Annotated in this window: 21 protein-coding genes; 8 read left to right on the plus strand and 13 right to left on the minus strand. The window is 69.5% G+C overall.

Translation table 11 applies throughout. From position 1 onward, the window contains the following. Window positions 1-33 precede the first annotated feature (33 nt). A complete protein-coding gene (locus tag AB0J58_RS03460; RefSeq protein ID WP_364209632.1) occupies window positions 34-3,216 on the minus strand; it encodes a nitrate- and nitrite sensing domain-containing protein in 3,183 nt (1,060 codons plus the stop codon). Between the two features lie 509 nt (window positions 3,217-3,725). Here AB0J58_RS03460 and AB0J58_RS03465 point away from each other — a divergent pair. The 5 genes from AB0J58_RS03465 (at window position 3,726) to AB0J58_RS03485 (ending at window position 8,156) form a co-directional block, all read left to right on the plus strand. Continuing rightward, entirely contained in the window at window positions 3,726-4,712 is a 987-nt protein-coding gene (locus AB0J58_RS03465) for an ABC transporter substrate-binding protein (protein ID WP_364209635.1), read from the plus strand. Then, the gene (locus tag AB0J58_RS03470; protein ID WP_364209638.1) at window positions 4,709-5,497 is read left to right on the plus strand and encodes an ABC transporter permease; all 789 of its coding nucleotides are present in this window, start codon (window positions 4,709-4,711) and stop codon (window positions 5,495-5,497) included. Before AB0J58_RS03465 ends, AB0J58_RS03470 begins: the two co-directional genes overlap by 4 nt. Continuing rightward, window positions 5,497-6,288 (plus strand): ABC transporter permease, encoded by a 792-nt coding sequence (locus tag AB0J58_RS03475; RefSeq protein WP_343971941.1) that lies wholly within the window; start codon window positions 5,497-5,499, stop codon window positions 6,286-6,288. Before AB0J58_RS03470 ends, AB0J58_RS03475 begins: the two co-directional genes overlap by 1 nt. 9 nt (window positions 6,289-6,297) lie before the next feature. Continuing rightward, complete coding sequence (locus AB0J58_RS03480; protein WP_364209641.1) at window positions 6,298-7,080, plus strand: ABC transporter ATP-binding protein; 783 nt, start codon at window positions 6,298-6,300, stop codon at window positions 7,078-7,080. 71 nt (window positions 7,081-7,151) lie between these two features. Further along, a complete protein-coding gene (locus tag AB0J58_RS03485) occupies window positions 7,152-8,156 on the plus strand; it encodes a methyltransferase (RefSeq protein WP_364209644.1) in 1,005 nt (334 codons plus the stop codon). A 537-nt stretch (window positions 8,157-8,693) separates the two neighbouring features. Here the strand turns inward: AB0J58_RS03485 and AB0J58_RS03490 are convergent. The 6 genes from AB0J58_RS03490 to AB0J58_RS03515 all read right to left on the minus strand — a co-directional run bounded on the left by AB0J58_RS03490 (window position 8,694) and on the right by AB0J58_RS03515 (window position 15,884). Next, window positions 8,694-9,233, minus strand: coding sequence for an ATP/GTP-binding protein (locus AB0J58_RS03490; RefSeq protein ID WP_343971950.1), 540 nt, complete (start codon window positions 9,231-9,233; stop codon window positions 8,694-8,696). 7 nt (window positions 9,234-9,240) lie between these two features. Next, complete coding sequence (locus AB0J58_RS03495) at window positions 9,241-9,642, minus strand: DUF742 domain-containing protein (protein WP_084195143.1); 402 nt, start codon at window positions 9,640-9,642, stop codon at window positions 9,241-9,243. A gap of 9 nt (window positions 9,643-9,651) precedes the next feature. Further along, window positions 9,652-10,074, minus strand: a complete 423-nt coding sequence (locus tag AB0J58_RS03500) for a roadblock/LC7 domain-containing protein (protein ID WP_030906232.1) — start codon at window positions 10,072-10,074, stop codon at window positions 9,652-9,654. Further along, window positions 10,071-12,974 (minus strand): nitrate- and nitrite sensing domain-containing protein, encoded by a 2,904-nt coding sequence (locus tag AB0J58_RS03505; protein ID WP_364209647.1) that lies wholly within the window; start codon window positions 12,972-12,974, stop codon window positions 10,071-10,073. Before AB0J58_RS03505 ends, AB0J58_RS03500 begins: the two co-directional genes overlap by 4 nt. 197 nt (window positions 12,975-13,171) lie before the next feature. Beyond that, complete coding sequence (locus AB0J58_RS03510; protein ID WP_364209650.1) at window positions 13,172-14,578, minus strand: aminobutyraldehyde dehydrogenase; 1,407 nt, start codon at window positions 14,576-14,578, stop codon at window positions 13,172-13,174. A gap of 34 nt (window positions 14,579-14,612) precedes the next feature. After that, the gene (locus AB0J58_RS03515) at window positions 14,613-15,884 is read right to left on the minus strand and encodes a glycosyltransferase (protein ID WP_364209653.1); all 1,272 of its coding nucleotides are present in this window, start codon (window positions 15,882-15,884) and stop codon (window positions 14,613-14,615) included. A gap of 125 nt (window positions 15,885-16,009) precedes the next feature. On the opposite strand from AB0J58_RS03515, the gene AB0J58_RS03520 reads away from it, so the two are divergent. Then, window positions 16,010-16,618: a TetR family transcriptional regulator gene (locus AB0J58_RS03520; protein ID WP_364209656.1), complete on the plus strand. Its 609-nt coding sequence runs from the start codon at window positions 16,010-16,012 to the stop codon at window positions 16,616-16,618. Here AB0J58_RS03520 and AB0J58_RS03525 read toward each other — a convergent pair. From AB0J58_RS03525 to AB0J58_RS03540, 4 genes are read right to left on the minus strand one after another with little or no spacing between them, the layout of a single operon-like run. Further along, entirely contained in the window at window positions 16,612-17,643 is a 1,032-nt protein-coding gene (locus tag AB0J58_RS03525; protein WP_364209659.1) for an ABC transporter ATP-binding protein, read from the minus strand. The genes AB0J58_RS03520 and AB0J58_RS03525 overlap by 7 nt on opposite strands. Then, window positions 17,643-18,416, minus strand: coding sequence for an ABC transporter permease (locus AB0J58_RS03530; RefSeq protein ID WP_364209662.1), 774 nt, complete (start codon window positions 18,414-18,416; stop codon window positions 17,643-17,645). Before AB0J58_RS03530 ends, AB0J58_RS03525 begins: the two co-directional genes overlap by 1 nt. Beyond that, complete coding sequence (locus tag AB0J58_RS03535; protein ID WP_364209665.1) at window positions 18,409-19,260, minus strand: ABC transporter permease; 852 nt, start codon at window positions 19,258-19,260, stop codon at window positions 18,409-18,411. The genes AB0J58_RS03530 and AB0J58_RS03535 overlap by 8 nt, the downstream gene beginning before the upstream one ends. Before the next feature lie 26 nt (window positions 19,261-19,286). Beyond that, window positions 19,287-20,411: a spermidine/putrescine ABC transporter substrate-binding protein gene (locus AB0J58_RS03540; RefSeq protein ID WP_364209668.1), complete on the minus strand. Its 1,125-nt coding sequence runs from the start codon at window positions 20,409-20,411 to the stop codon at window positions 19,287-19,289. Window positions 20,412-20,724: 313 nt separating this feature from the next. On the opposite strand from AB0J58_RS03540, the gene AB0J58_RS03545 reads away from it, so the two are divergent. Beyond that, the gene (locus AB0J58_RS03545; protein ID WP_364209671.1) at window positions 20,725-21,690 is read left to right on the plus strand and encodes a hypothetical protein; all 966 of its coding nucleotides are present in this window, start codon (window positions 20,725-20,727) and stop codon (window positions 21,688-21,690) included. Window positions 21,691-21,716: 26 nt separating this feature from the next. Beyond that, on the plus strand, window positions 21,717-22,676 hold the full coding sequence (locus AB0J58_RS03550) for an SIS domain-containing protein (RefSeq protein ID WP_364209673.1): 960 nt from the start codon (window positions 21,717-21,719) through the stop codon (window positions 22,674-22,676). Between the two features lie 12 nt (window positions 22,677-22,688). Here AB0J58_RS03550 and AB0J58_RS03555 read toward each other — a convergent pair whose 3' ends face one another. Continuing rightward, window positions 22,689-23,099 carry a DUF742 domain-containing protein gene (locus tag AB0J58_RS03555; protein ID WP_364209676.1) on the minus strand — a complete coding sequence of 137 codons (411 nt, stop codon included), beginning with the start codon at window positions 23,097-23,099 and terminating at the stop codon, window positions 22,689-22,691. A gap of 2 nt (window positions 23,100-23,101) precedes the next feature. Continuing rightward, complete coding sequence (locus tag AB0J58_RS03560) at window positions 23,102-25,729, minus strand: nitrate- and nitrite sensing domain-containing protein (protein WP_364209679.1); 2,628 nt, start codon at window positions 25,727-25,729, stop codon at window positions 23,102-23,104. Between the last annotated feature and the right edge of the window lie 188 nt (window positions 25,730-25,917).

Genomic DNA, 25,917 nt, shown 5'->3' on the forward strand with positions numbered 1-25,917 from the left:
TGTCATCCTCCTTGGCGACCATGATGAGCTCGCTCACCGGTCCTCCTTGTTTCCTTCAACGTCCCGTCCGAAGTCGGGATACGGCCGTCCGTCCGCGGCTCCGCCCCTGGCGGCCGCGCGGCCCTGCCGTACGCCCTGCTGGAAGCTGGCCAGCCTGTTGCGCACCGCCTCCGGGGAGACTGTCGGCCGGAGCGCGGGAGTTTGGGGAGCCGCGCCCAGGTCGGGCGCGGCCGTGCCGGGCACCAGGTTCGCCTTGGGCACCCGCTTGGGCAGCCCGGAACCGGTGATCCCGCCGAGTGAGGGCTCGCTGGCGGCCTTGGCCGCCTGCCAGCCCACGTCGGCGGGTGACGACCAACCGTTCCCCTGCGGGGGGGCGGCGGCCTGCTGTGAGAGCTGGACGGTCTCCTGAACGGCCTGGGACGGCTGGGCCGCCTCGACCTCCTCGCCCCGTTCCTCGGCGGCCTGGACCGGCTCGACCTTCTTGAACCAGTCGGACTCGACGGCCGCGAAGATCGGCAGGAACTCCTCCTTCGCCTCTTCCATGGGCGAGGAGGCGGGGATCACCGGCAGCGGGCCGGTGTTGTCCGCCGCGTCGAACGGGCGCCGCCCGAACGGGCCGGAGTTGCCGCTGGACGGCCAGCCTCCGGAGTCGCCGCCGCGGAACGAGGAGCTCGACCAGACGTCGGAGCCGCCGTCCCTGTTCTGCCCGCCGGGCCAGACGGGGGCGTCACCGCGCGCGGGCGCGCCCGGTCCCCCCGACCACGTTCCGGCGTCGTTCCTGGACGGGGTGCCCTGACCCTGGTGCCACGCGACGGGGTCGGGCTGGGAGGCGTCCGGCCAGCCGTGACCGGGGGCGGCGCCGGGCGGCGGAAGCTGTCCCGGCCATGGGGTGTCGACGGGTGCCTGCCCGAACTGGCCGCCGCCGAAGGGAGGCTGCGAGGCCTCGAAGGAGTTGAACTGCTGCCCCAGGTCGAAGGAGGCGAACGAGTTCTGGTGGGCGGCCTCGAACGAGGCGAAGGACGGCATCTGGGGAGCCGCGGGGCTGGCCAGCACGGGCGGGCGGTCCATGGAGGCCATGGACCCGGCCCAGTCTCCGCTCTGCGGCATGGCACCGGGACCGCCTCCCGGGCGGGCGGTGACGGCGAGCAGGTTCTCCGGGAGCAGGACCATGGCGGTCAGGCCGCCGCTGTCCTGCTGCCTGAGCTGGACTCGGATGCCGTGCCGCAGGGCAAGGCGGCCGACCACGAACAGGCCCATCCGGCGGGAGACCGAGACGTCCACCACCGGCGGGTTGGCCAGTCGCCAGTTGGCCTGGGCGAGTTCCTCGGCGGTCATGCCGATGCCGATGTCGGTCACCGAGACCATCACGCCGCCGCCGTCGATGCGGTTGCTGGAGACGATGACCTTGGTCTCCCGGGGGGAGAAGGAGATCGCGTTCTCCACCAGCTCCGCGATCAGGTGGACGACGTCGTTGACGGAGGTTCCGGCCACGGCCACGCCCGCGGACAGCTGCAGGTCGACCCGCTCGTAGTTCTCGACCTCCGACAGCGAGGCGCGGACCACGTCGATGAGCGGGACCGGCTGGCTCCACCGGCGGGCGGGCTCCTGACCGGCGAGGACCAGGAGGTTCTCCGAGTTGCGGCGCATGCGGGTGGCGAGGTGGTCGAGGCGGAAGAGGCTGCCGAGCCGGCCCTCGTCCTGCTCGCCCTGCTCCAGGCTCTCGATGAGGGAGAGCTGGCGCTCCACCAGGGTCTGGCTGCGCCGGGAGAGGTTGACGAACATCGAGTTGACGTTGCTCCGCAGCGTGGCCTCCTGGCCCGCCAGTCGCACGGCCTCGCGGTGGACCTCGTCGAAGGCCCGGGCCACCTCACCGATCTCGTCGTCGGAGGCGACACCGATCGGGGTGATGTCCGTGGTCGAGACCTCGCCGCTCTCACGCATGCTCTGGACGGTCTCGGGGAGACGCTGGCCGGCGATGGACAGCGCCTCGGTACGGAGCCTGCGCAGCGGCCTGACCAGCGACCGCGCCATGACCGCGGTGACGATCAGGACGAAGATGAGCAGCAGCACGCTCAACCCGGCGGCGATCAGCGCCCCGCGCTGCTCCGACTCCTGCAGGACCCGGCTCTGCGTGATGAGGGTCTCGGCGACCTGCTCCTCCACCGCGCGCATGCGCTCGATGATGTCGCTGGAGGCGTCGAACCACGTCGTCTGGTCACCGAGTCCGGTCCTGGAGACGTCGACGTTCCTCAGTGGCTGGCCGTTGAGGGCCAGGAAGATGGCGCGGGCGCGCAGTGCCGCCGCGCGGTCCTTCTTCTGGCTGCTGACCGTGTCGTCGTAGAGCTGGCGCTGGGCGACCGAGGCCTCGGAGCGGAAGGTCGCGAGCTCGCTGTCGAACTGCGCCCGGGCGGCCAGCATGGCGTTGAGGCCTTCCGCGCTGAACCCCCTGACGGCGAGGGCGACGGCGAGGTTCGCTCGCTCCCTGGAGGCCTGCTCCTTGGCCCTGGCCAGCGCGGCGAACGCGGACGCGCTGGCGGTGATCTCCTGGTCCGCGACGCCCTGAATGATCTCGTCGTGCAGGGCGAGCAGGTCCGTGATGGTACGGGAGTACGCGGCGATCGTGGGCTGGGCCGGTAGCTGGGTGGCCGTCGCCGCGTCACGCAGGCTCTTGAGCTCGTCGATGCGGCTGCGGATCTGCGTGAGCTCGTTCCTGCTCCGAGCCCCGAACGACTCGATGACGCCGCTGTCGTTGATGACGCCGTTGATGCGGGCGCGCACCTCGCCGGCGACGCCATCGACGCTTTCGTACTGCTTGCGCAGATTCGACTTGCCGGTGCTCAGCCGGCCCTGTGCCACGTACCGGGCCGACAGGTCACGCTCGATCTGCAGCTCGTCGACCAGGCTGCTCAGGCCCGCGGTGAGTTCGGCGGTGGTACGCACGCGCTCGTACTCGGCGGCGCTGCTGATCGAGGTGGTGACCCGCAGGCCGCCCAGCACGATCGCGGCGGCCGTGGGGATGACGATGAGCGCGATCAGTCGCGATCTCACCCGCCAGTTCTTGAGCGCGAGCTTGCCGCCGTTCCTCGCAGACCTCTCGGAGCCGGAATCGTCCTGGTCCTGGCCCGGGCCGCTCCGCGGCTGCCCCCCCTGGTTGTCGAATCCCAGGGCAGGTGCCAGCCCGGATTCGCGTTCGCTGGGGATTGACGCTGTCCTCACTGGCCTCCGCTGCCTCTCCTCGGATCGTCTGCTTGGAGGGGATCGCGTCACGCAATGATGTGCGAGTGACGCCGACGCATCCATGGGGTAGGGGTTATTGGAGCACAGCCGGATGAGTTCGGCCAACAGCACATAACTCACATTTCCCACCGAACGGGTACACCGCGCCCGTAATCGGGCGATGACTCTCCGCCCCGTAACCACAAACTTCCACAAAGTTGCGAAACAGATTTATTGACATCTTTGCTTATGCCCGCTATGCGGATCTATCTGTTGATTGTTACGGGTGTGGCAACTGAGTGGCGTATGCCTGCTTTGTAGCTTCGGGGCGATAGGGGCGAAAGGGGTGGTATTTGTAATTTGACTGATCTACTCCGCTACTCTGATCCGCGGTCGGCAAACCCCCCCTTGACCAACATGCCTCCCGGGACCCCCTCCATGTCGCCCGATGAGTCACAGCGAGTTCCGGCAGGGGCGGTCAAATGCAGCTAATGCAGCTAAGGAGACCCATGAGGTTCACACTTGCGAGCCGGACCGTCATCGCAGGAGTCGCCGCCGCCCTGGTGCTGAGCGCCTGCGGAGGTTCCGACAAGTCCACTGACACCACCGCCGCGAACGCGGATGGTCTGGAGAAGACTCAGATCAAGATCGGCGCGCTGCCGATCCCCGACTCGGCCGCGCTCTACATCGCCAAGGACAAGGGCTACTTCAAGGACGAGGGGCTCACCGTCACCATCGAACCGGTGGTCGGCGGAGCCCAGGCCCAGCAGTCCCTCATCGGCGGGTCTCTGGACGCCACCCAGACCAACTACGTCTCGGCTTTCCTCGCCGTCGCGGCCGGCAACAAGATGAAGATCATCTCGGACCTCTACCAGGCCGCGCCGAACTCGTTCAACCTCATGGTGCCCAAGGACTCCTCGATCAAGACGCCCGCCGACCTCAAGGGCAAGAAGATCGCGGTCAACAGCAAGAAGAACATCGGCACCCTGGCGGTGACCTCGGTGCTCAAGACGCACGGCCTCACCGAGGCCGACGTGCAGTTCCTGGAGTTCCCCTTCCCCGAGATGGGCGCCCAGCTGGCCAACAAGGTCGTCGACGCGGCCTGGATGACCGAGCCGGCCCTGACCGCGGTGCAGAAGAACCTCGGCGCCCAGAAGCTCGCCGACACGATGGTCGACTCCACGGCGGACTTCCCCATCGCCGGTGTGGTCGTCATGGAGAGCTTCGCCACCGAGAACCCCAAGACCGTCGCCGCCTTCCAGCGGGCGATCGCCAAGGCCCAGCAGATCTCCGCCACCGACCGCAAGGCCGTCGAGCAGATCCTGCCGACCTACACCAAGATCGACGCTGCGACCGCCGCCGTGATCACCCTCGGGTCCTTCCCGACCAGCCTTGACGAGACCCGCCTGCAGCGGGTCGCCGATCTGATGGTCGAGCAGGGTTACCTTAAGAGCCCGATCCAGGCCAAGACCCTCCTTCCCGGCAACCTCGGGTGACACGGCACAACCCGCTCGACAACAGACTGCTCTGCGGCGCCCTCGGCGTCGCAGGGCTGTTCTGCGTCATGGAGGTCGCGGGCCGGACCGGGTTGATCGACCCGCTCGTTTTCCCGCTGGCCTCCACAGTGCTGGGTCGAGCAACCGCACTCGTGACCGACGGCGAGTTCCTCTCCGACGTCGCCTCGACCCTCGGGGCCTGGGCTCTTGGACTGCTGCTCACGGTCGCGCTCGCCGTACCCGCCGGGTTCCTGCTCGGCAGCCTGCCCCGGGTGGAGAGCGCGCTCCGGCCGATCCTTGAGTTCCTGCGCCCGATTCCGTCGATCGCGTTGATCCCGCTGGCGCTCGCCGTGTTCTCCGACAGGTTCGACATGAAGGTCACCCTGATCGTCTACGCGGCGACCTGGCCTGTGCTGATCAACACGATGTACGGCCTCAAGGACGTCGACCCGCTCGCCAAGGAGACGCTCCGCAGCTTCGGGTTCGGGAGGTCGGCCGTGCTGTGGCGCGTCTCCCTGCCGAGCACGGCGCCCTTCATCGCCACCGGTGTCCGGCTGGCGTCGGCGATCGCGCTCATCGTGGCGATCAGCGCGGAACTGCTCGGCGGCGGCGCCCAGGGCATCGGCAGTTACGTCCTGGAGAGCGGCGGCAGCGCGGACGCGGTGGAGTACATCATCGCCGCCGCCATCTGGGCCGGGATCATCGGCGTGATCACCAACGGCCTGTTCGTGCTCGCGGAACGGCGGATCTTCCGCTGGCACACCGCCCGTACGGAGGTGGTCTGATGAACGGCCTGCTGCGCGGCGTGGTCCGGCTGTGGCCGGTGCCCGTCGTGCTGTTGCTGTGGGAGCTGATCACCCGCGGCATCGAGATGCTGAGCTTCCCGCCGCCGTCGCAGATCGCGACCAGCATGTACACGATGTGGCTGACCGGCCCCGCGGAGCGGCTCTGGCTGACCGACGCGGCGCTGACGAACATCCCGGTGAGCATCGGCCGGCTGCTGGCCGGGTGGGTGCTGGCCGGGGTCGTCGGGATCGTCCTCGGGGTCGCCCTGGGCCGCTCCCCGCTGCTCTTCCGTTTCATCGACCCCCTGGTGCAGTTCGCCCGCGCCATCCCGCCGCCCATGCTGCTCACGTTCTTCATGGCGCTGCTGGCCATCGGCCCCCGGATGCAGATCAGCTTCATCGCGTTCGGCATCGTCTGGCCGATCCTGATCAACGCCTCCGAGGGGGCGCGGCAGGTCGACCGCCAGCACCTGGACACCGCCAGGGTCTTCGGGCTGTCGAGCGGTGAGCGGCTGTTCCGGATCATCCTGCCCTCGGCCATGCCGAAGATCTTCGCCGGACTCCGGGTCAGCCTGTCACTGGCGCTGATCCTCATGGTGCTCTCCGAACTGGTCGGCAGCACCGACGGGATCGGCTTCCAGCTTCTGGACGCCCAGAGGTCATACGACTTCTCCGGCGTGTGGGGAACCATCGTGGTGCTCGGCATCCTGGGATACGTGTTCAACTCGGCGTTCCTGGCGGCCGAGCGACGTGTCCTGTCCTGGCACCGCTCCGCCAAGCAGACGACCTGAGGACCTGCTGTGCTTGAGATCACGAATCTGTCCCACACCTACGGCAGCGGGCCGAGCGCCCACAACGCGCTGGGCGGCATCGACCTGAAGGTCGCCCAGGGTGAACTGGTGTGCATCGTCGGCCCCTCCGGATGCGGCAAGTCCACACTGCTGCGCTCCATCGCGGGGCTGCTACGGCCCAGCGGCGGCCAGGTCACGCTCAACGGCGCCCAGGTCGAGCAGACCCCCGACAACCTGGCCGTGGTCTTCCAGGACTACAGCCGCTCCCTGTTCCCCTGGATGTCGGTGGTCGACAACGTCTCGCTCCCGCTGCGCCGTAAGGGAATGGACAAGCGGCAACGCGGGCAGGCGGCGATGGAGGCCCTGGAGGAGGTCGGCCTGGACGGCGCCGCGGCCAAGTACCCGTGGCAACTTTCCGGGGGCATGCAGCAGAGGGTGTCCATCGCCCGCGCTCTGGCCTACCGCCCGGCCCTGTTGCTGATGGACGAACCCTTCGGCTCCGTGGACGCCCAGACCCGTGAGGACCTGGAGGACCTGACCCTGCGGGTCCGCAACCTGCACAACATGACCATCGTGCTGATCACCCACGACATCGACGAGAGCGTCTACGTCGGTGACCGCGTCGTGGTCCTGTCCAAGGCCCCCGCCGGGATCGTCGGTGACCTGCGCGTGGACCTGCCGGGACCGCGCGACCAGATCACCACCCGCGAGCACCCCGACTTCGTGCACCTGCGCGCCGAGGTCGGCCGCCTGGTGCGCGGCATGCGGAGCCCGTCGCCCTCGAGCTCCTGAAGCCCTCTTCAAAACGTCCGCCGAAGCGTGGTGGTCCTCCCTCGGGACCGCACACCGCAGAGAGGATTTCCATGAGCCACCCACAGGCACCGGTCTGGGATGCGATCGGTGGCGTCTCCCGCTTCGCCGCCCTGGCCACGATGGCCGAACTGGGCTGCGCCGACCACCTGCGAGACGGCGCCCTGAGCGTCGACGAGCTCGCACTGCGCTGCGGCGCCGACGCCTCCGCGCTCGGCAGGGTGCTCCGCCAGCTCGCCGCCATGGGCATGGTCGCGACCACGGTGCCAGGCACCTACGAGCTGACCGAGGCGGGTGCCACCCTCCGCGCCGACCTGCCCGGCTCGCTCCGCCCCGCCATACGGATGATCTCCGAGGAGGGCTTCTGGTACGGCATGGGCATGGTCCCGCGGACCGTGCGCACCGGCAGGTCGGGCTTCGTCGAACGGCACGGGCACCTCTACGGTTATCTGAGGGCCAACCCCGGGGCCGGCGCGCTGTTCAACGACTACATGACGGTCAGGGCCCAGCCGTTCGCGGACGCCGTGGCCTCCCGCTACGACTTCTCCGGGGTGCGGACCCTGGTGGACGTGGCCGGCGGCAAGGGGCACATCCTGGCCGCCGTCCTGAAGGCCCACTCAGATCTGGACGGCGTGCTGTTCGACCAGAAACAGGTGGTCAGCACGGCCAGGGACTTCTTCGCCGAGGCCGGTCTTGAAGGCCGGTGCAAATTCGTGGAAGGCGACTTCTTCGTCTCGGTGCCCGGCGGGGCGGACGCCTACCTGCTGAGCAGTGTGATCCACAACTGGTCCGACGAGGACTCGGTGCGGATTCTGGGCAATGTCAGGGAGGCCGTCTCCGACGACGGCCGAGTGCTCCTGGTCGAGGCCGTGGTGCCGGACGGCGACAGGCCGCACATCAGTAAGGACATCGACATGCGAATGCTCGCCCTTTTCGGCGAGGGCATGGAACGCAGCACCTCCGAGTACGCCGAACTCCTGGGCAAGTCCGGTTTCCGGCTCAGCCGGCAGGTGGAACTGCCCGGTGGCACCTCGATTGTCGAGGCCCTGCCTATCTAGAGGTCTATTCAGGAGCCTGTTCAGGACCGGCGTAAAGGCCGGTATCGGGCTCGCGAAACAGCGGCGGCCGACGACGTGAGGCTAACGTCACCGGCCGCCGCTGTTTCATCCGCTTTCCGCACAGAAAAGAAACGACCATCGTGAAATCGATGGTCGTCCGCGCGATTGAGCTCAACGGGCGGCCCGCGGACCGGACCGTGAAACCGCGTGTTCACCGGGTCCCCGGCGCGTCCGCGGTCCGGGATTCATCGGCCGTCACCTCCGGCGGATCAGACGGTCCGGGGTCGGCCTTATGGAACGTCTCCGGTGTGGCCGGCCGTCCGGTGTCGTTTCAGGTGCGGGACACCCGGATCCCGAGGACGGAGAACGAGTCGGCCGGCGAAGGCGTGGGGAGCGGGGATTCCGGAACCGGGGCCTCGGCCGGGAGCGCGGGCCCCGCCGGCCCGCGGCGAGCGAGGGCGGCTCCGGGGACCTCTGTCACGGGAGAAAAGAACGCGGGTCTCGCCCCTTCGAAGGGGCGAGACCCGCGTCAGGAGATCAGACCCTGAGGGTGAGGACGTGCTCGACCAGGGTGATCAAGGTCGATTTCACCGCGTCCCTGGACCGGGCGTCGGTCCGGACGACGGGGATGTGCGGGGAGATCGTCAGAGCCTCCCGCACCTCCTCCTCTCCGTGGATGTGCGATCCGCCGAACCCGTTGAGGGCCACGACGAACGGTAGTCCGGCCTCCTCGAAGTAGTCGATCGCCGGGAAGCTGTCGGCCAGCCGCCGGGTGTCGACGAGCACGATCGCACCGATCGCGCCCTTCACGAGGTCGTCCCACATGAACCAGAACCGGTGCTGACCCGGCGTACCGAACAGGTACAGGATCAGGTCGCGGTCCAGCGAGACCCGGCCGAAGTCCATGGCGACCGTGGTGGTTCGCTTTGTCGGGATGTGCGAGAGGTCGTCGACGTCCGCGCTGGCCTCTGTCATCACCGCCTCCGTGGTCAGCGGCATGATCTCGGAGACCGCGCCGACAAAGGTCGTCTTGCCGACACCGAACCCGCCGGCGACGACGATCTTCGTCGACGTCATCCCGGCGTCAGAGCCTGCGAAGCCCACTGAGCACCCTTTCAAGCAAATTGAGATCCGGCTTACCCGCATCCAGCGACGGCTGATGGATCTGCACCAGGCCCTCGGCCGCCATGTCCGCGATCAGTACCCGGGTCACGCCGAGTGGCATGCGCAACAGGGCAGAGAGCTCGGCGACCGAGCGCACCTGCCGGGACAGCGAAATGATCGCCTGATATTCCGTGGAGAGCGTGGCGGGATCCACTCCCGCCAACGTCGCCGAGGAGACCAGTGCCTCAAGAGCTAGCTGCATCCGGGGGGCGGTCCTGCCCCCGGTCACAGCGTACGGGCGAATCAACCGGTCTCGCCCGCTCTTGGCCTGAGACGTGTTCTGGGGTTCCTCCCCCGGTCCACGCCAACCTGGTGCGTCCATATCACCCCCCTATCGCTGAACCGACTGCAGTTCGGCCCGTAGCGCAGGCGTAAGCGCCTGCCCGGCACGCTCTGCGAGCAGTGTCATCTGGTAGGCCACCAGGCCCATGTCACAGTCCGGCGAGGCCAGTACGGCCAGCGCGGAACCATCGCTGATCGACATGGTCAGCAGGAGGCCCCGCTGCATCTCGATCACTGTCTGTGCCACAGGGCCGCCTTCGAAGACCCGTGAGGCACCCTGGGTGAGGCTGATCAGACCGGCCGTGATCGCGGCGAGCTGGTCCGCCCGGTCCTTGGGGAATCCCTGGGAGTAGGCCAGCGGGAGCCCATCCGCGGAGACGATCACCGCGTGCGCCACTCCGGGCATCTCCTTGACGAACTCGGTGATCAGCCAGTTGAAGCCGCGGGCGGCCTGGCTGAGTTGGTTGTTCACTGCTGGTTCTCTCCCTCGACGGCCTTGGCACGCTCGCTCATCTCAGCGCGTCCCTGCCGTACGCCTTGCTGGAAACTGGACAGGCGGCTGCGCACCCGATCCGCCGACATCGGCGGCATCGGGGGGGCCGGCGCAGCCGGTGCCGCCGAGGCGGCTCCGGGAACGAGGTTCGCCTTGGGCACCCGCTTGGGAAGGCCCGATCCGGTCACGCCGCCTTCCACCGGCTTCTTGGCGACCTCCGCGGCCGCCCAGCCCTGGTCCGAGGGGGTGCTCCACGGTTGCCTGTCGGCCGCGGGCGCAGCCGGTCTGGGCGGCTGTGCCTGCTGCTGCGGCGGCTGCCCCGGCTGCTGCTGGGGCTGCGGCGTGGAATGCGAGATCTGCGGGAAGTTCTGGGTCTCCAGTCCCTGCGGGCCCCGCCTGACCCGCTGCTCCAGCAGCCGGGGCCTGGCCTCGGCGACCGGCTCGGGATCGGGCTCCGCCTCCTGTTCCGGCTCGGGTGCGACGGAGGTGCTGCTGCGGAACCAGTCGGACCCCACCGCCGCGAAGATCGGCAGGAACTCCTCCGGCTCCGGTTCCGTCGGCGAGACCTCGACCGCGGGAAGGGCCTGGGTGTTCTCCACCGGCTCCAGCCGCTGCGGTGCCCACAGATCGGACGAGGAGGTCTCGGGCCAGGCCGAGGGGAACGACGGCGCCGGGGTCGACGCCAGCGGCGACGACCACAGGTCCTCCACCGCGGAGGCGGGCACCACCGGCCCCGACCAGAGATCTCCGGACATCGGTGCCGGCACCTGGGGAGGCGTCTGGGACGGCATCTGAGGAGGCGTCTGGGCGGGCTGCCCGAGGCCGACCGGCGGTCGGCCACCGCGCCCGGCGCCGGTCCCGAACGGGTCCGCGTTCGGAGTGGAGCCGAACGGGTCGGGATTCACCGAGGAGAACGAGTTCGCGGGACCGCCGAAGGAACCGGACGGCATGCCGCCCTGTCCGGCCATCGCCATCTCGGGCACCCCCGTGCCCTGGGCCACCACCTGCACCGGCAGGAGCACGACGGCGCTCAGGCCGCCGGTCTCCGGGCGCCTGAGCTGGACCCTGATCCCGTGGCGCATGGCCAGGCGGCCGACCACGAACAGGCCCATCCGGCGGGAGACCGACAGGTCCACCGCGGGAGGCTCGGCCAGCCGGCGGTTGGCCTCGGCCAGTTCCTCGTCGCTCATGCCGATGCCCGCGTCGGTGACCGCCAGGATGACGGCGCCCATCTCGTTGCCGTTGCTGGTCACCGTGATCTTGGTGTCCTGCGGCGAGAAGAAGATCGCGTTCTCGACGAGCTCCGCGACCAGGTGGACGATGTCGTTGACGGCCTGGCCGATGATCGAGATGCCCGACTCGACCCGGAGGTTCACCCGCTCGTAGTTCTCCACCTCCGACAGCGAGGCGCGGACGACGTCGCTGAGCGGAACCGGTTCACTCCACCGGCGGCTCTGCTCCTGACCGGCGAGGACCAGGAGGTTCTCGGAGTTCCGGCGCATGCGGGTGGCCAGGTGGTCCAGCTTGAAGAGGCTGCCGAGGCGGCCCTCGTCCTGCTCGCCCTGCTCCAGGTCGTCGATGAGGTCGATCTGGCGTTCCACCAGCGACTGGGTGCGCCTGGAGAGGTTGACGAACATCGCGTTGATGTTGCTTCGCAGCCGGGCCTCGTCACCCGCCAGCCGGATGGCCTCGCGGTGGACCTCGTCGAAGGCCCTGGCCACTTCCCCGATCTCGTCTCGGGAGGCCACCCCGATGGAGGGCACCTCGATGTTCGGGGCGTGGTCCCCGGACTCCCGCAGCACCCGGACGGTCTCGGGCAGCCGGGTGTCGGCCACCTCGAGCGCCTCGCTGCGCAGCTTGCGCAGCGGCCGGACCAGCGTGCCGGCCACCCAGGCGGTGATGAGCAGGATCAGGACCAGCAGGACCAGGATCGAGACACCGGAGATCGCGGCGCTGCGCTGCTCGGCGCTCTCCATCTCCTGGCTGCGGGCGACCACCGCGGCCGACAGGCCGCGCTCGACGGTCCGCATGTTGTCCACGATCGCGGAGGAGGCGGCGTACCAGGTGTCGGCGCTCCTGAGCCAGCCGCCGCCGATCCGCTCCAGCGGCTTGTTCTCCCGCATGAGGGACATGACGAGAGCCCGCATGGAGTCGGCCTGGTCGATCTTGGGGCCGTTGACCACGTCGCGGAAGCGCTTGATGTCGGCGGCCGAGGCGGTCGCCCGGAAGGCGTTCTCCTCGCTCTGCTGGCTCCGGTACGCGCCCAGCAGGTCGGCGGGGTCGTCGAAGTCGAACTTGCCGTCCAGGAAGCTGACCAGGAGGGTGCCCCGCTGTCTGGCGACCTGCTCCTTGGCCCGGGTCAGCGCGCCCAGCGCGAGCGCGTCACCGATGAGGCGCTCGTCGCCGCCGCTACGGCCCAGGTCGTCGTGGAGGGTGATGAAGTCGGAGATCATCCGCGAGTACATGCCGAGGGCCGCCCGGGGCAGCACGCTGCCGTCGGTCATCAGCCTGCGCAGGCCGGGAAGACCGTCGAGCCAGCGGCGGATCTGGGCGACCTCGGTGCGGACGCGGGCCGCCTGCGACTCGTCGAGGGCCTCCATCGCGGTCAGCGTCTGCTTGCTGCTCCGGTCGACCACCCCGCGCTGTTCCCTGACCTTGGTGAGCCGGGAACGCGTGGCGCCGGCGGCGTACCAGGCGGTGAGGTCGCGCTCCTCGGCCATCTCGTGGGCGAGCGTGCCGAGCGACTCGACCAGTGAGGCGACCTCGGTCATCCGGCGGTACTCACCGGCCGTGGCGAGGGCGGTGGTCAGCTGAAGTCCGGTGAGCAGGACGGCCGCGGCGGTCGGGAGCAGGATCAGCGCGACCAGACGGGGACGCACGCGCCAGTTCGCCGGCAGGAGTCGACTGCCCACCCCTGACGCGCGGTGGCTCCGGCGGTCTTGTGTCATCACTGGCCTACGTAACCCCTCGCCGGATTTGGAAGCGGCGAAAGCAATTTGAGCACATCCTTTATGTCACTTCGAATGGAGTAAATGCCGACAAATCCCCGCAAAAAGGACATACGGCTACAAAGTTTTCAGGCCGGCCGGAAGGAATCCTTCACCTCCGGAGCCTGGTGCTTGATCATCAGGTGGCGGGTCACAGAGTATTCCCCAACCGCCTCCTGACTCATGTCCTTGCCGAAGCCGCTCCCCTTGACCCCGCCGTGCGGCGCCTCAGAGGCGATGGGCAGATGGTCGTTCACCCAGGTCACGCCCACGTCGAGCCGATGCGACACGCGCAGTGCCCTGGCCACGTCCCTGGACCAGACCGATGAGGCCAGCCCGTAGACGGTGTCGTTGGCCAGCCGGACCGCCTCGTCCTCTCCGTCGAAGGGCAGGGCGATCAGTACCGGACCGAAAAGTTCACCCTGAACGATCTCGCTGTCCTGGGTCGCGCCGGAAACCAGGGTGGGCGGGTAGTAGAACCCGGGCCCTTCGAGCGGGGCGCCGCCGCAGAGCACGGAGGCGCCCGCGGCGACGGAACGCTCCACGAAGCCGTGCACGCGGTCGCGGTGTCCCTCGGAGATCAGCGGGCCGATGTCGGTGGCCGGATCCCAGGGGTCGCCCACACTGATCCGCGCCAGCGTCGCGTGCAGCGCCTCGACCGCCTCGTCGTACACCTCCCGGGAGATGTAGACGCGAGTCGCGGCCGTGCAGTCCTGGCCGGTGTTGTAGGTGGCGCCCATCGCGACGCCCCTGGCCATCTCGGACAGGTCCGCGTCACCGAAGACCAGCGCCGGAGCCTTGCCGCCGAGCTCCAGGTGGACCCGCTTCAGGGAGCCCGTGGCGCCGCGCATGACCGCGCGGCCGGTCGCGGTGGAGCCCGTGACGCTCACCATGTCGACGCCGGGGTCGGTGACGAGGGCCTCGCCCACCTCGGCACCGCCCAGCACCACCTGGAGCAGCCCTTCGGGCGCGCCGGCACGGGCGAACAGCTCGGCCATCCGCAACGTGGTGCCCGGCGTCTGCGGTGCGGGCTTGATGACCACCGCGTTCCCCGCGGCGAGCGCGGGGCCGATCTTCCACACCGCCATGACCAGGGGGAAGTTCCACGGGGCGATCGATCCGACGACACCGACCGGACGACGCACCAGCAGCGAGGTGTAGCCGGAGCTGAGCACCCCCGCACCGGTGCCGTCCAGCGAGCGGGCCGCCCCGGCGAAGAAGCGGAGGTTGTCCGCCGCGAACGGCAGCTCGCCGTCGCGGAAGACCGCCGCGGGCTTGCCCGTCTCGATGACCTCCAGCCGGGTGAGCTCCTCGGCGTCGGCCTCGACGAGATCGGCGAAGCGCAGCAGCACCCTGGCCCGCTCGGCCGGCGTCGCGGCGCTCCACTCCCGGAACGCCACGCGGGCCCGCCGCACGGCGGCGGCCACCTCCTCGACCGGGGTGTCGGCGATCTCCCCCAGGAGCTCGCCGGTCGCCGGATTGATCAACTTGCCCATGGAACTTCCCTCGTCGTGGTGGTGCGGAGAGCCGTCAGGCCCCGGCCTGCTCGATCAGGTCGGCCGCCCTGCGCAGGCCGTCCCGCCCGCGGATCTCCTCGCCCGCGGCTGCCAGGCGCTCGCGGAGCGCGCCGTCGCCCAGGAGCCTGTCCAGCGCGCCGGTCAGCTCCTCGTCGGAGAAGGTGTAGGTGGACAGGCGCACACCGTAGCCGAGTTCGTGGACGCGCTGCGCGTTGTCGTACTGGTCCCAGAACAGGGGCAGCAGGATCATCGGCTTGCCGAAGTGCAGCGCCTCGGTGGTGGTGTTGTTGCCGCCGTGCGTGATGACCAGGTCGACCATAGGAATGATCTTGGTCTGCGGGACGAACTCGGCGCCCCACATGTTGTCGGCCAGCTTGATCTCCTCGTGCAGCGGACCCATCGAGACGATGAAGCGGTACGGGGTGGTGGCCAGCACGTCGATGGTCCGCTGCATGAGCGCGACGTCCGCCGAGCCGAGCGAGCCCAGCGAGAAGTAGACCAGCGAGCCGTCCCGGCCGGCCAGCGACGCGGGGAGCTCGAAGCCGCCGTCCGTCTCGCGCACCGAGGAGTCCAGGCGGTGCCAGGAGTCGCCCAGCGGCCGGGCGTCGACGTAGTCGGCGATCTCGGGGAAGACATAGAGGTTGAGGTCACCCTCGTGGATGAAGTCCAGGTCCGGCAGCGGGTCGGCGCCCTGCTCGACGACCCACTCGTTGAAGGCGGTCCAGATCTCGCGGTGGGTGCGGTCGTACTCGGCGTTGAAGGCACCCCACTGCGACCGGTCGTCGGCGGGCAGCCCGGAGAAGACCGGGGCGACGCCCTCGCCGCGCACCTCCAGCGGGTTGCAGGAGACGATCCGGACGAACGGCTTGCCCGCCGTCAGCAGCGCCGGGAAGGTGATGACGTTGTCCTCGACGATGACGTCCGGCCGGACGCGCTCGATAATCTTCTTCAACTGCGGCTCGCAGTACTTGGCGCCGTCGATAAGCGCCTCCCAGATCGGCTTGGTGACCGTCTCCAGCTGCTCCAGAGTCGACTTCCGGTATTCCGGCGCGGTGTCCCTGATGAAGTCCTTCCAGAACTGTCCGGCGTCCTGCTCCTCTTCGGTCGGCGGCGCGAGATCGACCAGGTCCTCCTCGAATCCGAGGGCCTCCAATTTCCCCTTCCAGGAGGCCTCAGCTGCGAAAACGACTCTATGCCCACGCTTACGAAGAATGTCACCGATGCCGATGCAGTTGTTCGTCGGCCCGTAGGCGCTCTCCGGCATGAACAGGATCGTGAGGGACATCACGCCTCCTTACGTCTAGAGGTTGCGGCTTTTGAAGAATGGTGAAATTCTCGGCTAGCAAAAAACCTGGAAAACGGTCACTATGGACCCCGGCACAGAGCGTGGTTTTCAATGAGCGGGGGAATATGACGCGCAAGGGACGGGCGGACCGGCGCCTGGATCTCATCGCGGCCGCACATCGGGCGATCATCCGGCACGGCACCGAGGGAGTGCACCTCAACCATGTCGCGGAGGAGGCCGGACTCACCTCCGGTGCCGTCCTGTACCACTACCCGCGTCTCAGCGAACTGCTGGTCGACGCCCACCACGCCGGGATGGAGCGCTTCTACGAGCAGCGGCTCAAGCGGATCAAAGGCATGCGTGACCCCGCGGAGAAGCTTGTCGTGACCGTCCGCTCGGGGCTGCCGCACGGCCCGGACGACCCGGACGTCCGGCTGCTCAACGAACTCGGCGGAGCCGCGCCCCGCAACAGGATGTACGCCCTGCTGCTGACCACCCTCTACGATCGCCAGGTCTCGCTCTACCAAAGCATCCTGGACACCGGGGCCGCGTTGGAGACCTTCAGGCTGTCGGGCGACTCCCTGCTCATCGCCCGCAACCTGGTCGCGCTCGAGGATGCTTACGGCTATCGCATAACGGCCCGCCACCCGGTGATCGGCCCGCAGGAGGCGGCGGAACTCATCCTCGACTACGCCAGGACCGCGACGAACCACCCGCTCAACTCGTCTCATTGAGGGATCAGCACTCCGTCCCCCTCCGCCCAGCCGAGCGCCACCCTGGACCCCGTCTGGACCTGGGTGGCCCCCTGGGTGGCCACCAGCACGGGCTGCCGGCGCCCGCCCACCTGTACCGACACGTGCGAGATGCCGCCGTAGAAGCTCACGTCGACCACCTCGCCGCTCAGCACGCCCTTGCCCTGGTCGTCCAGCCTGATCCGCTCCGGCCGTACGGCGAGCAACGCGGACGTGCCGTCGGGCAGGCCCGAGTTCCCGGGGAGGATGCCGAGCTCCTCGGCGGCCAGGCCGACCGAGCAGGCCCTGCCCTCGAAGATGTTGTTGGCCCCCACGAAGCCGGCGACGAACGGCGTGCGCGGGTGCTCGTACAGCTCCACCGGGGCGTCCACCTGCTCGACCCCGCCGGCGTTGAAGACCGCGATCCTGTCGGCCAGCGACATGGCCTCCTCCTGGTCGTGGGTGACCACGACGAAGGTGATGCCGACCTCGTTCTGCAGCCGCTTGAGCTCCAGCTGCATCTCCGCGCGCACCTTCTTGTCCAGCGCGGACAGCGGCTCGTCCAGCAGCAGCAGGCGCGGCCGCTTGACGATCGCGCGGGCCAGCGCGACCCGCTGGCGCTGGCCGCCGGAGAGCTGCTGCGGTTTGCGCCCGGCCATGGCCGCCAGCCCGACCTTCTCCAGGACCTCGTCGACCCGGCTGCGGATCTCCGCCCTGCCCAGCTTCTCCCGCTCCAGGCCGTACGCGACGTTCTTGGCCACGGTCATGTGCGGGAAGAGCGCGTACGACTGGAACATCAGGTTGACCGGGCGGCGGTGGGCCGCCCGGCCGAGCAGGTCGTCGCCGTCGAGCGTGACGGTGCCCTCGTCGGGCGACTCGAAGCCCGCCAGGATCCGCAGCAGTGTCGTCTTACCGCAGCCGCTGGGGCCGAGCAACGCGAAGAACTCGCCCTGCCGGATCTCCAGGGAGACGTCCGACAGCGCCGTGACGTCACCGAACCGACGGCTGACACCCGTGATCTTCAGCATTAGGACAGCGACTCCGTCAGTCGGGTCATCCGCTGGGTCACGATCACCGCGGTGAAGCTCACGAGCAGCAGCAGCGTGGCCAGGGCGTTGATCTCGGGGGTGACCCCGAAGCGGACCATTGAGTAGATGACGATGGGCAGGGTCGGCGTGGTGGGCGCCGCCGTGAAGAACGCGATGACGAACTCGTCGATCGAGAGGGTGAACGCGAGCAGCGCGCCGGCCAGAATGCCCGGCGCCAGCTGCGGCAGGGTGATCCGGACGAACGTGGTGAACGGCGTCGCGCCCAGGTCCCTGGACGCCTCCTCCAGGGAGGTGTCGGCGTGGGTGAGCCGGGTGCGGACCACCGCGGTCACGAACGCCATGCCGAACACCGTGTGCGCCAGCAGCACCGAGTGCAGCCCGAGCGTCGACTTGATCGTGGCGTAGAACACCAGCAGGCCGATGCCCAGCACCAGGTCCGGCAGGACGGCCGGCAGCACGCCGAGCGCGTCGAGCGCCCGCGATCTGGTGTGGCGGGCCAGGCCCACGGCCAGCAGGGTGCCGAGCACCGTGGCCAGCACCGTGGAGCCCACCGCGACGATCAGCGTGTTGACCAGGCCCTCACGGATCGCGGCGTTCTCGGCGAGCGCGCCGTACCACTTCAGGCTGAAGCCCTCGTAGACGTAGGGGGACTCACCGGAGTTGAAGGACATCACGACGAGCACGACGATCGGCGCGTAGAGGAAGACGTAGGTCACCCAGAAGGGGACGTACAGCAGTCGGGATCTACGCACGTCGGGCACTCCATGCCTGCGCCAGCAGCAGGACGATCAGCACGGCGATCAGCGCCAGTGCGAGGGTGGACCCGAACGGCCAGTCACGTGCCTTGAGGAACTGGTCCCTGATCAGGTTGCCGACCATGATGGAACGGCCACCGCCGAGCAGCTCGGGGATGATGAAGTTGCCGAAGCTCGGTACGAACACGAACAGGCAACCGGTGAGCACGCCCGGCAGGGTCAGCGGCAGCGTCACCGAGGCGAACGTGCGGACGGGTCCGGCGCCGAGGTTGGCCGACGCCTCGCGGAGCTGCGGGTCCAGCTTCTCGATCGCCGCGTACAGCGGCAGGACCATCAGCGGCAGGTAGGAGTACACCAGGCCGGTGACGATGGTGCCCTGGTTGTAGAGCAGCTCCAACGGCTTGTCGATCAGTCCCAGGTCCATCAGGGTGCTGTTGACCAGCCCGGGACCGCTCAGCAGGACGATCCAGGCGTAGATGCGCACCAGGAAGTTGGTCCAGAACGGCAGCACGACCGCGACCAGCGCGATCGTCTTCCACTTCCGCGGCAGCTGGGCGATCAGGTAGGCCGTCGGGTAGCCGACCAGCAGGGCGATCAGCGTGGCGATCGCGGCCAGCTTCAGCGAGCCGATCAGCACGTCGAGATAGAGGGGGTCGAGCAGCCGGGTGAAGTTCTCGCCCGTCGGCTCGTAGACCACGCCGCCGAAGCGGCCCCTGCGGAACACCGTGAAGCTGATGAGCAACGCCAGCGGGATCAGCAGCAGGACGATCAGGTATGTCAGTCCGGGCCCCAGGAAGACGAGCCTGCCCAGGGCACGCGATCGGCGCGCCCGTGATCGCACGGACGCGCCGGAAGCGGTGGAGCGTGTCACTGCTGGGCCGCGACCTCGGTCGCGAGCCTGGTGAACTTCAGCGAGTCCTCGCCCAGGTCGATGATCGACTCACCCTTGAGCAGGTCGGACGGGCTCATCTGCAGCGGCGCGTTGGCGGCCTTGAGCTCGGCGTTCATCGCGTCCATCGCGGCCTTGTTCGGGACCTTGTAGAGGATGTTCTCCGCGGCCCAGCCGTGCACCTTCGGGTCCAGGATGTAGTTGATGAAGGCGTGCGCCGCCTCCTTGTTCTTGGAGGACTTCAGCACGACCATGGTGTCCACCCACAGGTCGCTGCCCTCCTTGGGCACCACGAACTTGATGTTCTTCTCGGTGGTCGGGCACCAGCCGTCCCACGCCTCGACCATCACGGCCTCGCCGGTCTTGAGCCTCTCGCCGAAGGTGGTGTCGTCGTAGGCGAGCAGCTTCGGCTTGGCCTTCAGCAGCGCCTCCTTGACCTTGGCGATCTCCTCGTCGCTCCTGGTGTTGACCGAGTAGCCGAGCGCCTTGATGGCGGGCAGGGCCAGCCAGCGCTCGGTGGTCATCATGGTGACCTTCTTGACCGCTTCCTCCGGCGGGTTGAGGAGATCGTTCCAACTCGTCGGGGCGGTCTTCACCAGGTCGGTCCGGTAGCAGATACCGGTGGTGCCCCAGGTGTAGGGGACCGAGAAGACGTTGCCCTTGTCGTAGGAGAGCTCCTTGGCCTCGGGGTAGAGGTTCGCCAGGTTCGGGATGAGCTCGGGGTGCAGCGGCTCGAGCAGGCCGGCCTCGTTGAGGGCCTGGGCGTACTGACCGGAGACGAAGGCCACGTCGAGACCGGTGTCGGCGCCGCCGGTGAGCTTCGCCATGATCACTTCATTGGTGTCGTGCAGGGTGACCTTGAGCTCGGTCTTGAGCTTCTCCTTGACCTCGGTGGCCAGCTCCTTGGGCGTGTAGCCGTCCCAGACGGAGATGGTGAGGCTCTGCTTGGACAGGTCGGCGTTCGGGTTGAGCTGCGCCGCCGAGGCGCTGGCGGCGGGCGCGGCGGTGTCCGCGGCCTCCCCGCCACATGCCGAGACTGCGAGCGCGAGGCCGGCGGCCAGGGCGACAGCCGGAAGATTACGGGGGTACCGAGTGCGGGACACGGCCGCTACTCCTTCAGAATTCAGTGTAAGTGGGGTAGACCGGCCGTTGGGGACACGGCAGACCAAAGCAGGAGTGTTGCAGTCAACATTATCTTGAGCAAGACTTCCCACGACATCACCCCCGGAAAGTTGGGTCCGTTTGTTAAATCCAGCTTCAATCTGGAACCGGCTCGACACGGTTCCCCGAGCCGGCGACGGACGGAGCAGCGCGCTCCTCGATGCTCTGACCAGCGTGGATCCATCCCCCTTCAGCGTGCGCCGGTTCCATCCGCTTCCCTCCCCGGCCGCCACAGTTATCTCAACCGACACTCAATTGTCATGGATCGACGGAGCCGCCGGGACGGTTGAGCGCGGCTTCGACGTCGACCAGACCAACCACTCCGTGGTCGTCGGCGAACGGGTTGTCGTCAAGTGGCTCACCCCGCCCATACCACTCCCGGCGCCCGCGCCCGACATGTTCGCGCACCTGACCTCGGTCGGCTTCACCGCGACCGCCACGCCCTACGCGGCCCTCTCCCGGCGCGCGGACGACGGCTCCGAGACGCTGCTCGCCCTCGTCACCGCCTACCTTCCCGAGGCGAGGGACGGCTGGGAGTGGTGCGTGGACGAGGCCGTCTCCTTCGGCACCTCCTTCGCCGCCGACCTGGGCGCCCTCTCGGCCGACCTGCACGCGGCGATGGCGACCCCGTCGGCGACCTTCCCCGACCCGGTACGCACGGCGCAGGGCCCCTGGTCGCTGCGGGCCGGCGAGGCGCTGGAGGAGGCGCTGGCGCTGACCGACGGCGAGGACGGCGAGTGGCTCGCGGCCCACGCCGACGCGCTCCGCGCCGACCTGGCTCCGCTGGCCGCCGCGGGCGCCACCCCGCTGATCCGCATCCACGGCGACCTGCACGTCGGCCAGCTGCTCCGCTGGCGGGGCGGGTACGCGGTGATCGACTTCGACGGCAACCCGACCGTCGCGGACGCCGCCCCCTTCCAGCCCGCCGCCCGCGACCTCGCCCAGCTCACCACGAGCCTCGAACACGTCGGCCAGGTCGCGGTCAGGCGCCGCGACGCCGATCCGGCGATGATCGCCGAGTGGGCCGTCGCGGCCCGCGCCACCCTGGAGTCGGCCTACTCGGACCGTCTGGCCGAACTGGGCCACGCCGAGCTTTTGGACCGTTCCCTGCTGCGCCCGTTCGAGATCGAACAGGAGTGCCGCGAGCTGGTCTACGCCGCCCGGCACCTCCCCCGCTGGCGCTACGCCCCGATGGGCGTACTGCGGTCCCGTTACCGGTGACCGGTGAAACCGATGAAGGAGAGCACGTGATTCCCGAGCTGTACCTCGCCGATCTGGAGGCCAAGCCCGCCGCGCTGACCGGCCTGGCGAGCGCCCTGGAGGCCGACGACCCGTTTTGCGGAATCCCCTCCCGGATCCGGCGGGTGGTCTTCCTCGGCATGGGCAGCTCCCGGTACGCCGCCCGGGTGGCCGCGCTGCGCCTGCGGGCCGCCGGAGTGGACGCGGTGGCCGAGTACGCCTCCGCCGCCCTGAGTCACCCGCCGAGCCCGGACACCCTGGTGGTCGCCATCTCCGCCACCGGTGGCAGCAGGGAGACCCTCGACGCGGTCGCCCGCGTACGTGGTCGCTCCTTCGTCCTCGCACTGACCAACGCGCCGGGCTCGCCGGTCGCCGAGGGCGCCGACCTGGTGGTCCCGATGCTGGCCGGCGAGGAGCGCGGCGGTGTGGCCTGCCGGACCTTCCAGCACACCCTCGCCCTGCTCCTGGCGCTCGGAAACCGCCTCACCGCCTCCGGCGGGGACTCACCCGCGCTGCTCCGCCGTACGGCCGAGGCCACCGCCGACCTGCTGGAGCGCCGCGACGAGTGGCTGGAGCCGGCGGCGGCACTGCTCGACGGCCCGCACGGCGTCTACACGATCGCCCCCGCCGAGCACCTGTCCTCCGCCGAGCAGTCCGCCCTGATGTTCCGGGAGGGACCGCGCAGGGCGGCCGACGCGTGCGAGACCGGCGACTGGGCCCACGTGGACGTCTACCTCACCAAGACCCTGGACTACCGCGCCATCCTGTTCCCCGGCTCTCGCTACGACGAGCAGGCCATGGACTGGATCCGGCAGCGCGGCTCCACGGTCCTGGCCGTCGGCGGCGACCTTCCCGGCGCCAAGGCCGCCGTCCGCTACCGCCACGACGACGACCCCGACGTGGCACTCCTGACCGAGACCCTGGTGGCCGAGCTGGTCGCCGCCAGGTGGTGGCTCGCCCAGAGCTGACCCCGGCGGGCCTCAGATCTGGTCGAGGCCGCTGAGGACGCGTTCGAGGAGGTCGGGACCGGGACCCGCCGCGTCGACCTTGGGGCGGTGGATCCGCACCAGGCCCTCGGACTCCATGTCGGAGACCAGGACGCGGGTCACCCCGAGAGGGACGCCGAGCAGGGCGGAGATCTCCGCGACCGAGCGGATCCGGCGGCACAGATCGCTGATGAGGCGGTACTCCCGGATGTAGGACAGGCCGAGCTGGGCCGGGGTCGAGGTCGAGACCATCGCCTCCATGGCGAGCTTGGCGCTCGGCACGATCCGCCCTCCGGTCACGGCGTACATCCGGACCAGCGAGCTCTCCTCCTCGACCGGTTCGCCGTACTCCGGCTCGTACCCGAAGCGCCCGTCCCGCCCACCGTCGGAGTCGTCGGCCCGCACGGCTATCGGTCCCGGTTCGGGAGCTCGTTGCGCGCCCTGAGCACGCCCTGCTGGAAGCTCGACATCCGGTCACGGAGCCGCTCGGCCGAGACCGGGGCCGCGCCCGGTCCCGATCCCGGTCCCGGGTTCGGCCGAGACCGGGCGAGCGGCGCCACCGAGCCGGGCACCAGGTTCGCCCTGGGGGTGCGTTTGGGCAGGCCGGCGTCGGTCGTACCGCCGTGTGCGGGCGCGCTCGCCGCCTGGGCGGCCTGCCAGCCCCCGTCACCGGGAGAGGACCACGGCTCGGGCTCGTCGCGAGGGCTTTCCGGGACGGGGTCGCCCGTGGCCGCGCCGGGATCCCTGGAGGCGGCGATCCTGAACCAGGCGGACTCGACCGAGGCGAAGATCGGCAGGAAGTCGTCCTGCTTCGCCGGCGGCCCTGTCTCGTCCGCCCGGGCCGGACGGAGGAGGGGGCCGAGCGGGTCGGGGCGCGGCTCCGGGAACTCCCCCCGCGGGCGGGACCGTTCCGGGGGCGGGCTCCAAACGCTCGGCGCGCCCGCGTCCGCCCGCCCGTCCCACGCGGGTGCGGGCCACGTCTGCGCGGTGGGCGCCGCGAGCAGGGGAACCCTCGGGGGCGGGCCCTCGGCACCGGGCGGCCCCGCGCCGGGGGCCTGCGGGAACGACGGACCGGCGAGGGGCGCGACGCCCTTGGGGAAGGCCGCGGGGAGCCGCGGGTAACCGACCTGCTGGGGCGCTGGGGGCGGCGTGACGAGGAGTGTCTCCGGGAGGAGGATCATCGCGGTCAGGCCGGACCCCTGGGGGCGGAGCTGGACGCGGATGCCGTGCTTGAGCGCGAGGCGGCCGACCACGAACAGACCCATGTGGCGGGCGACCGAGGCGTCGGCGGCCTGCGGGTTGGCCAGCCGCCAGTTGGCCTGGGAGAGCTCGTCGAGCGTCATGCCGATGCCCTGGTCGGTCACCGAGACCATCACGCCTCCCCCCTCGATCCGGCTGCCGGACACCGTGACCCTGGTGCTCGTCTGCGAGAACGAGACGGCGTTCTCCACCAACTCGGCCAGCAGGTGGACCACGTCGCTCACCGCGGGGCCCGCGACGGCGACCTCCACCCGGACCCGGTTCGTCACCCGCTCGTAGTTCTCCACCTCCGACAGCGACGCCCTGACCACGTCCATCAGCTCGACAGGCTGCCTCCAGCGCCGCGCCACCTCCTGCCCGGCGAGGACGAGCAGGTTCTCGCTGTTGCGGCGCATGCGGGTGGCGAGGTGGTCGAGCTTGAACAGATCCGCCAGCCGCTGGTCGTCGCGCTCGCCGCGCTCCAGCCGCTCGACCAGGCTGAGCTGGCGTTCCACCAGGCTCTGGCTCCGCCGGGAGAGGTTGACGAACATCGCGTTCACCGTGTTGCGCAGCTTGGCCTCGTCGCCGGCCAGCCGCACCGCCTCCCTGAGCACCTCGTCGAACGCCCTGGCGACCTCGCCGATCTCGTCCCGGGAGAGCACCCCGATCGGCGGCACGTCCGCGACGACCTCCCCCTCACGCGACTCGCGGACCCGCTGGACGTAGGCGGGCAGCCGCTCCCCGGCGACCTCCAGCGCCTCCCCGCGCAGCCGCCGCAGCGGGCTGACCAGCGAGCGCGCCACCCAGATGGTGATCACCAGCACGAGCGCCAGCAGGGTGACGACGGCCATGGCGACCATCAGGGCGTGGCTCTGCTCGGCGTCACCGAGCTGCTGGCTGCGTACCACGATGTCCCGGGCGTGCCGTTCCTCGACTCCGCGCATGTGGTCGACGACGACGGTGGCCGCGTCGTACCACTCCTTGGCGTCGTCCTTCTCCGCCAGGTCCAGCCCCTTCAGCGAGGTGCCGGAGGCCGCGCGGAGCAGGACCAGCTCGCGGAGGAACTCCGCGCGGTCGGCGGTGCGGCCGTTGACCGCCTCGTCGAAGAGGCGGCGGTCCCGGCTTCCGGCCTCGGCGGCGAAGGTCCTCCTCTCGTTGCGCTCGGTGGAGAGCGCGCCGAGGAACCACTCCATCTGCTCCTGCTCGAACCGCCCCGCCACCAGCACCACGGTCAGCAGCGCCCGCTGGAACGAGACCGCCTCCTTGGCGCGGGCGAGCGCGTCCAGGGTCAGGGCCTGGCCGAACAGGACGTCGTCGGCCGTGCCCTTGCCGAGCTCGTCGTGGAGGGAGATCAGATCGGCGATGACCAGGCTGTAGGCGGCGATGACCGCGTCGGGCAGCAGCGTCGACCCCAGGGCCTGGGTACGCAGCGGGGGGAGGTCGTCCAGGCGGGTGATCGCGGTCTCGACCTCGTCCCGGGTACGGCCGCTCACCTCCCCGCCGAGCAGGGCGCCGCTCTCGCGAACGCGTGTCACGGCACCGTCGACCAGGTCCATCCGGGCCCGCACGTTCTCCACCCCGCTCGCGGGGCGGCCGAGGGCGATGAACCAGGCGGTGTGGTCACGTTCCTCGGCCAGTTCGTGGGTGAGCGCGCCGACGTGGCCGGAGAGCCGGGCGAGGTCGTTGATCCGCCGGTAGTCGTCCGAGGCGCTTATCGAGGCGAGCACCTGGACCCCGCCGAGCAGCACCGCGGCGATCGTGGGCACCAGGATGAGCGCGACAAGGCGCCGACGCACCCGCCAGTTCCGCGGGCGTAGGCCGCTGCCCGCGTCTTGGATCCTCTGTGTGCTCACCGAACGCTGCCTCTCGGTGGATGAACCCCTGGTCGAATTTCCCGCGGTTCCCGGCAATTCGAGCACATCTCAACCTATGGGGCCAAGCGAACACAGCTCAATAAATGCGTATTCCTGGTGAAGCGGTGACC

It is taken from the genome of Streptosporangium sp. NPDC049644 (assembly GCF_040675205.1).
Taxonomy (GTDB): domain Bacteria; phylum Actinomycetota; class Actinomycetes; order Streptosporangiales; family Streptosporangiaceae; genus Streptosporangium; species Streptosporangium fukuiense.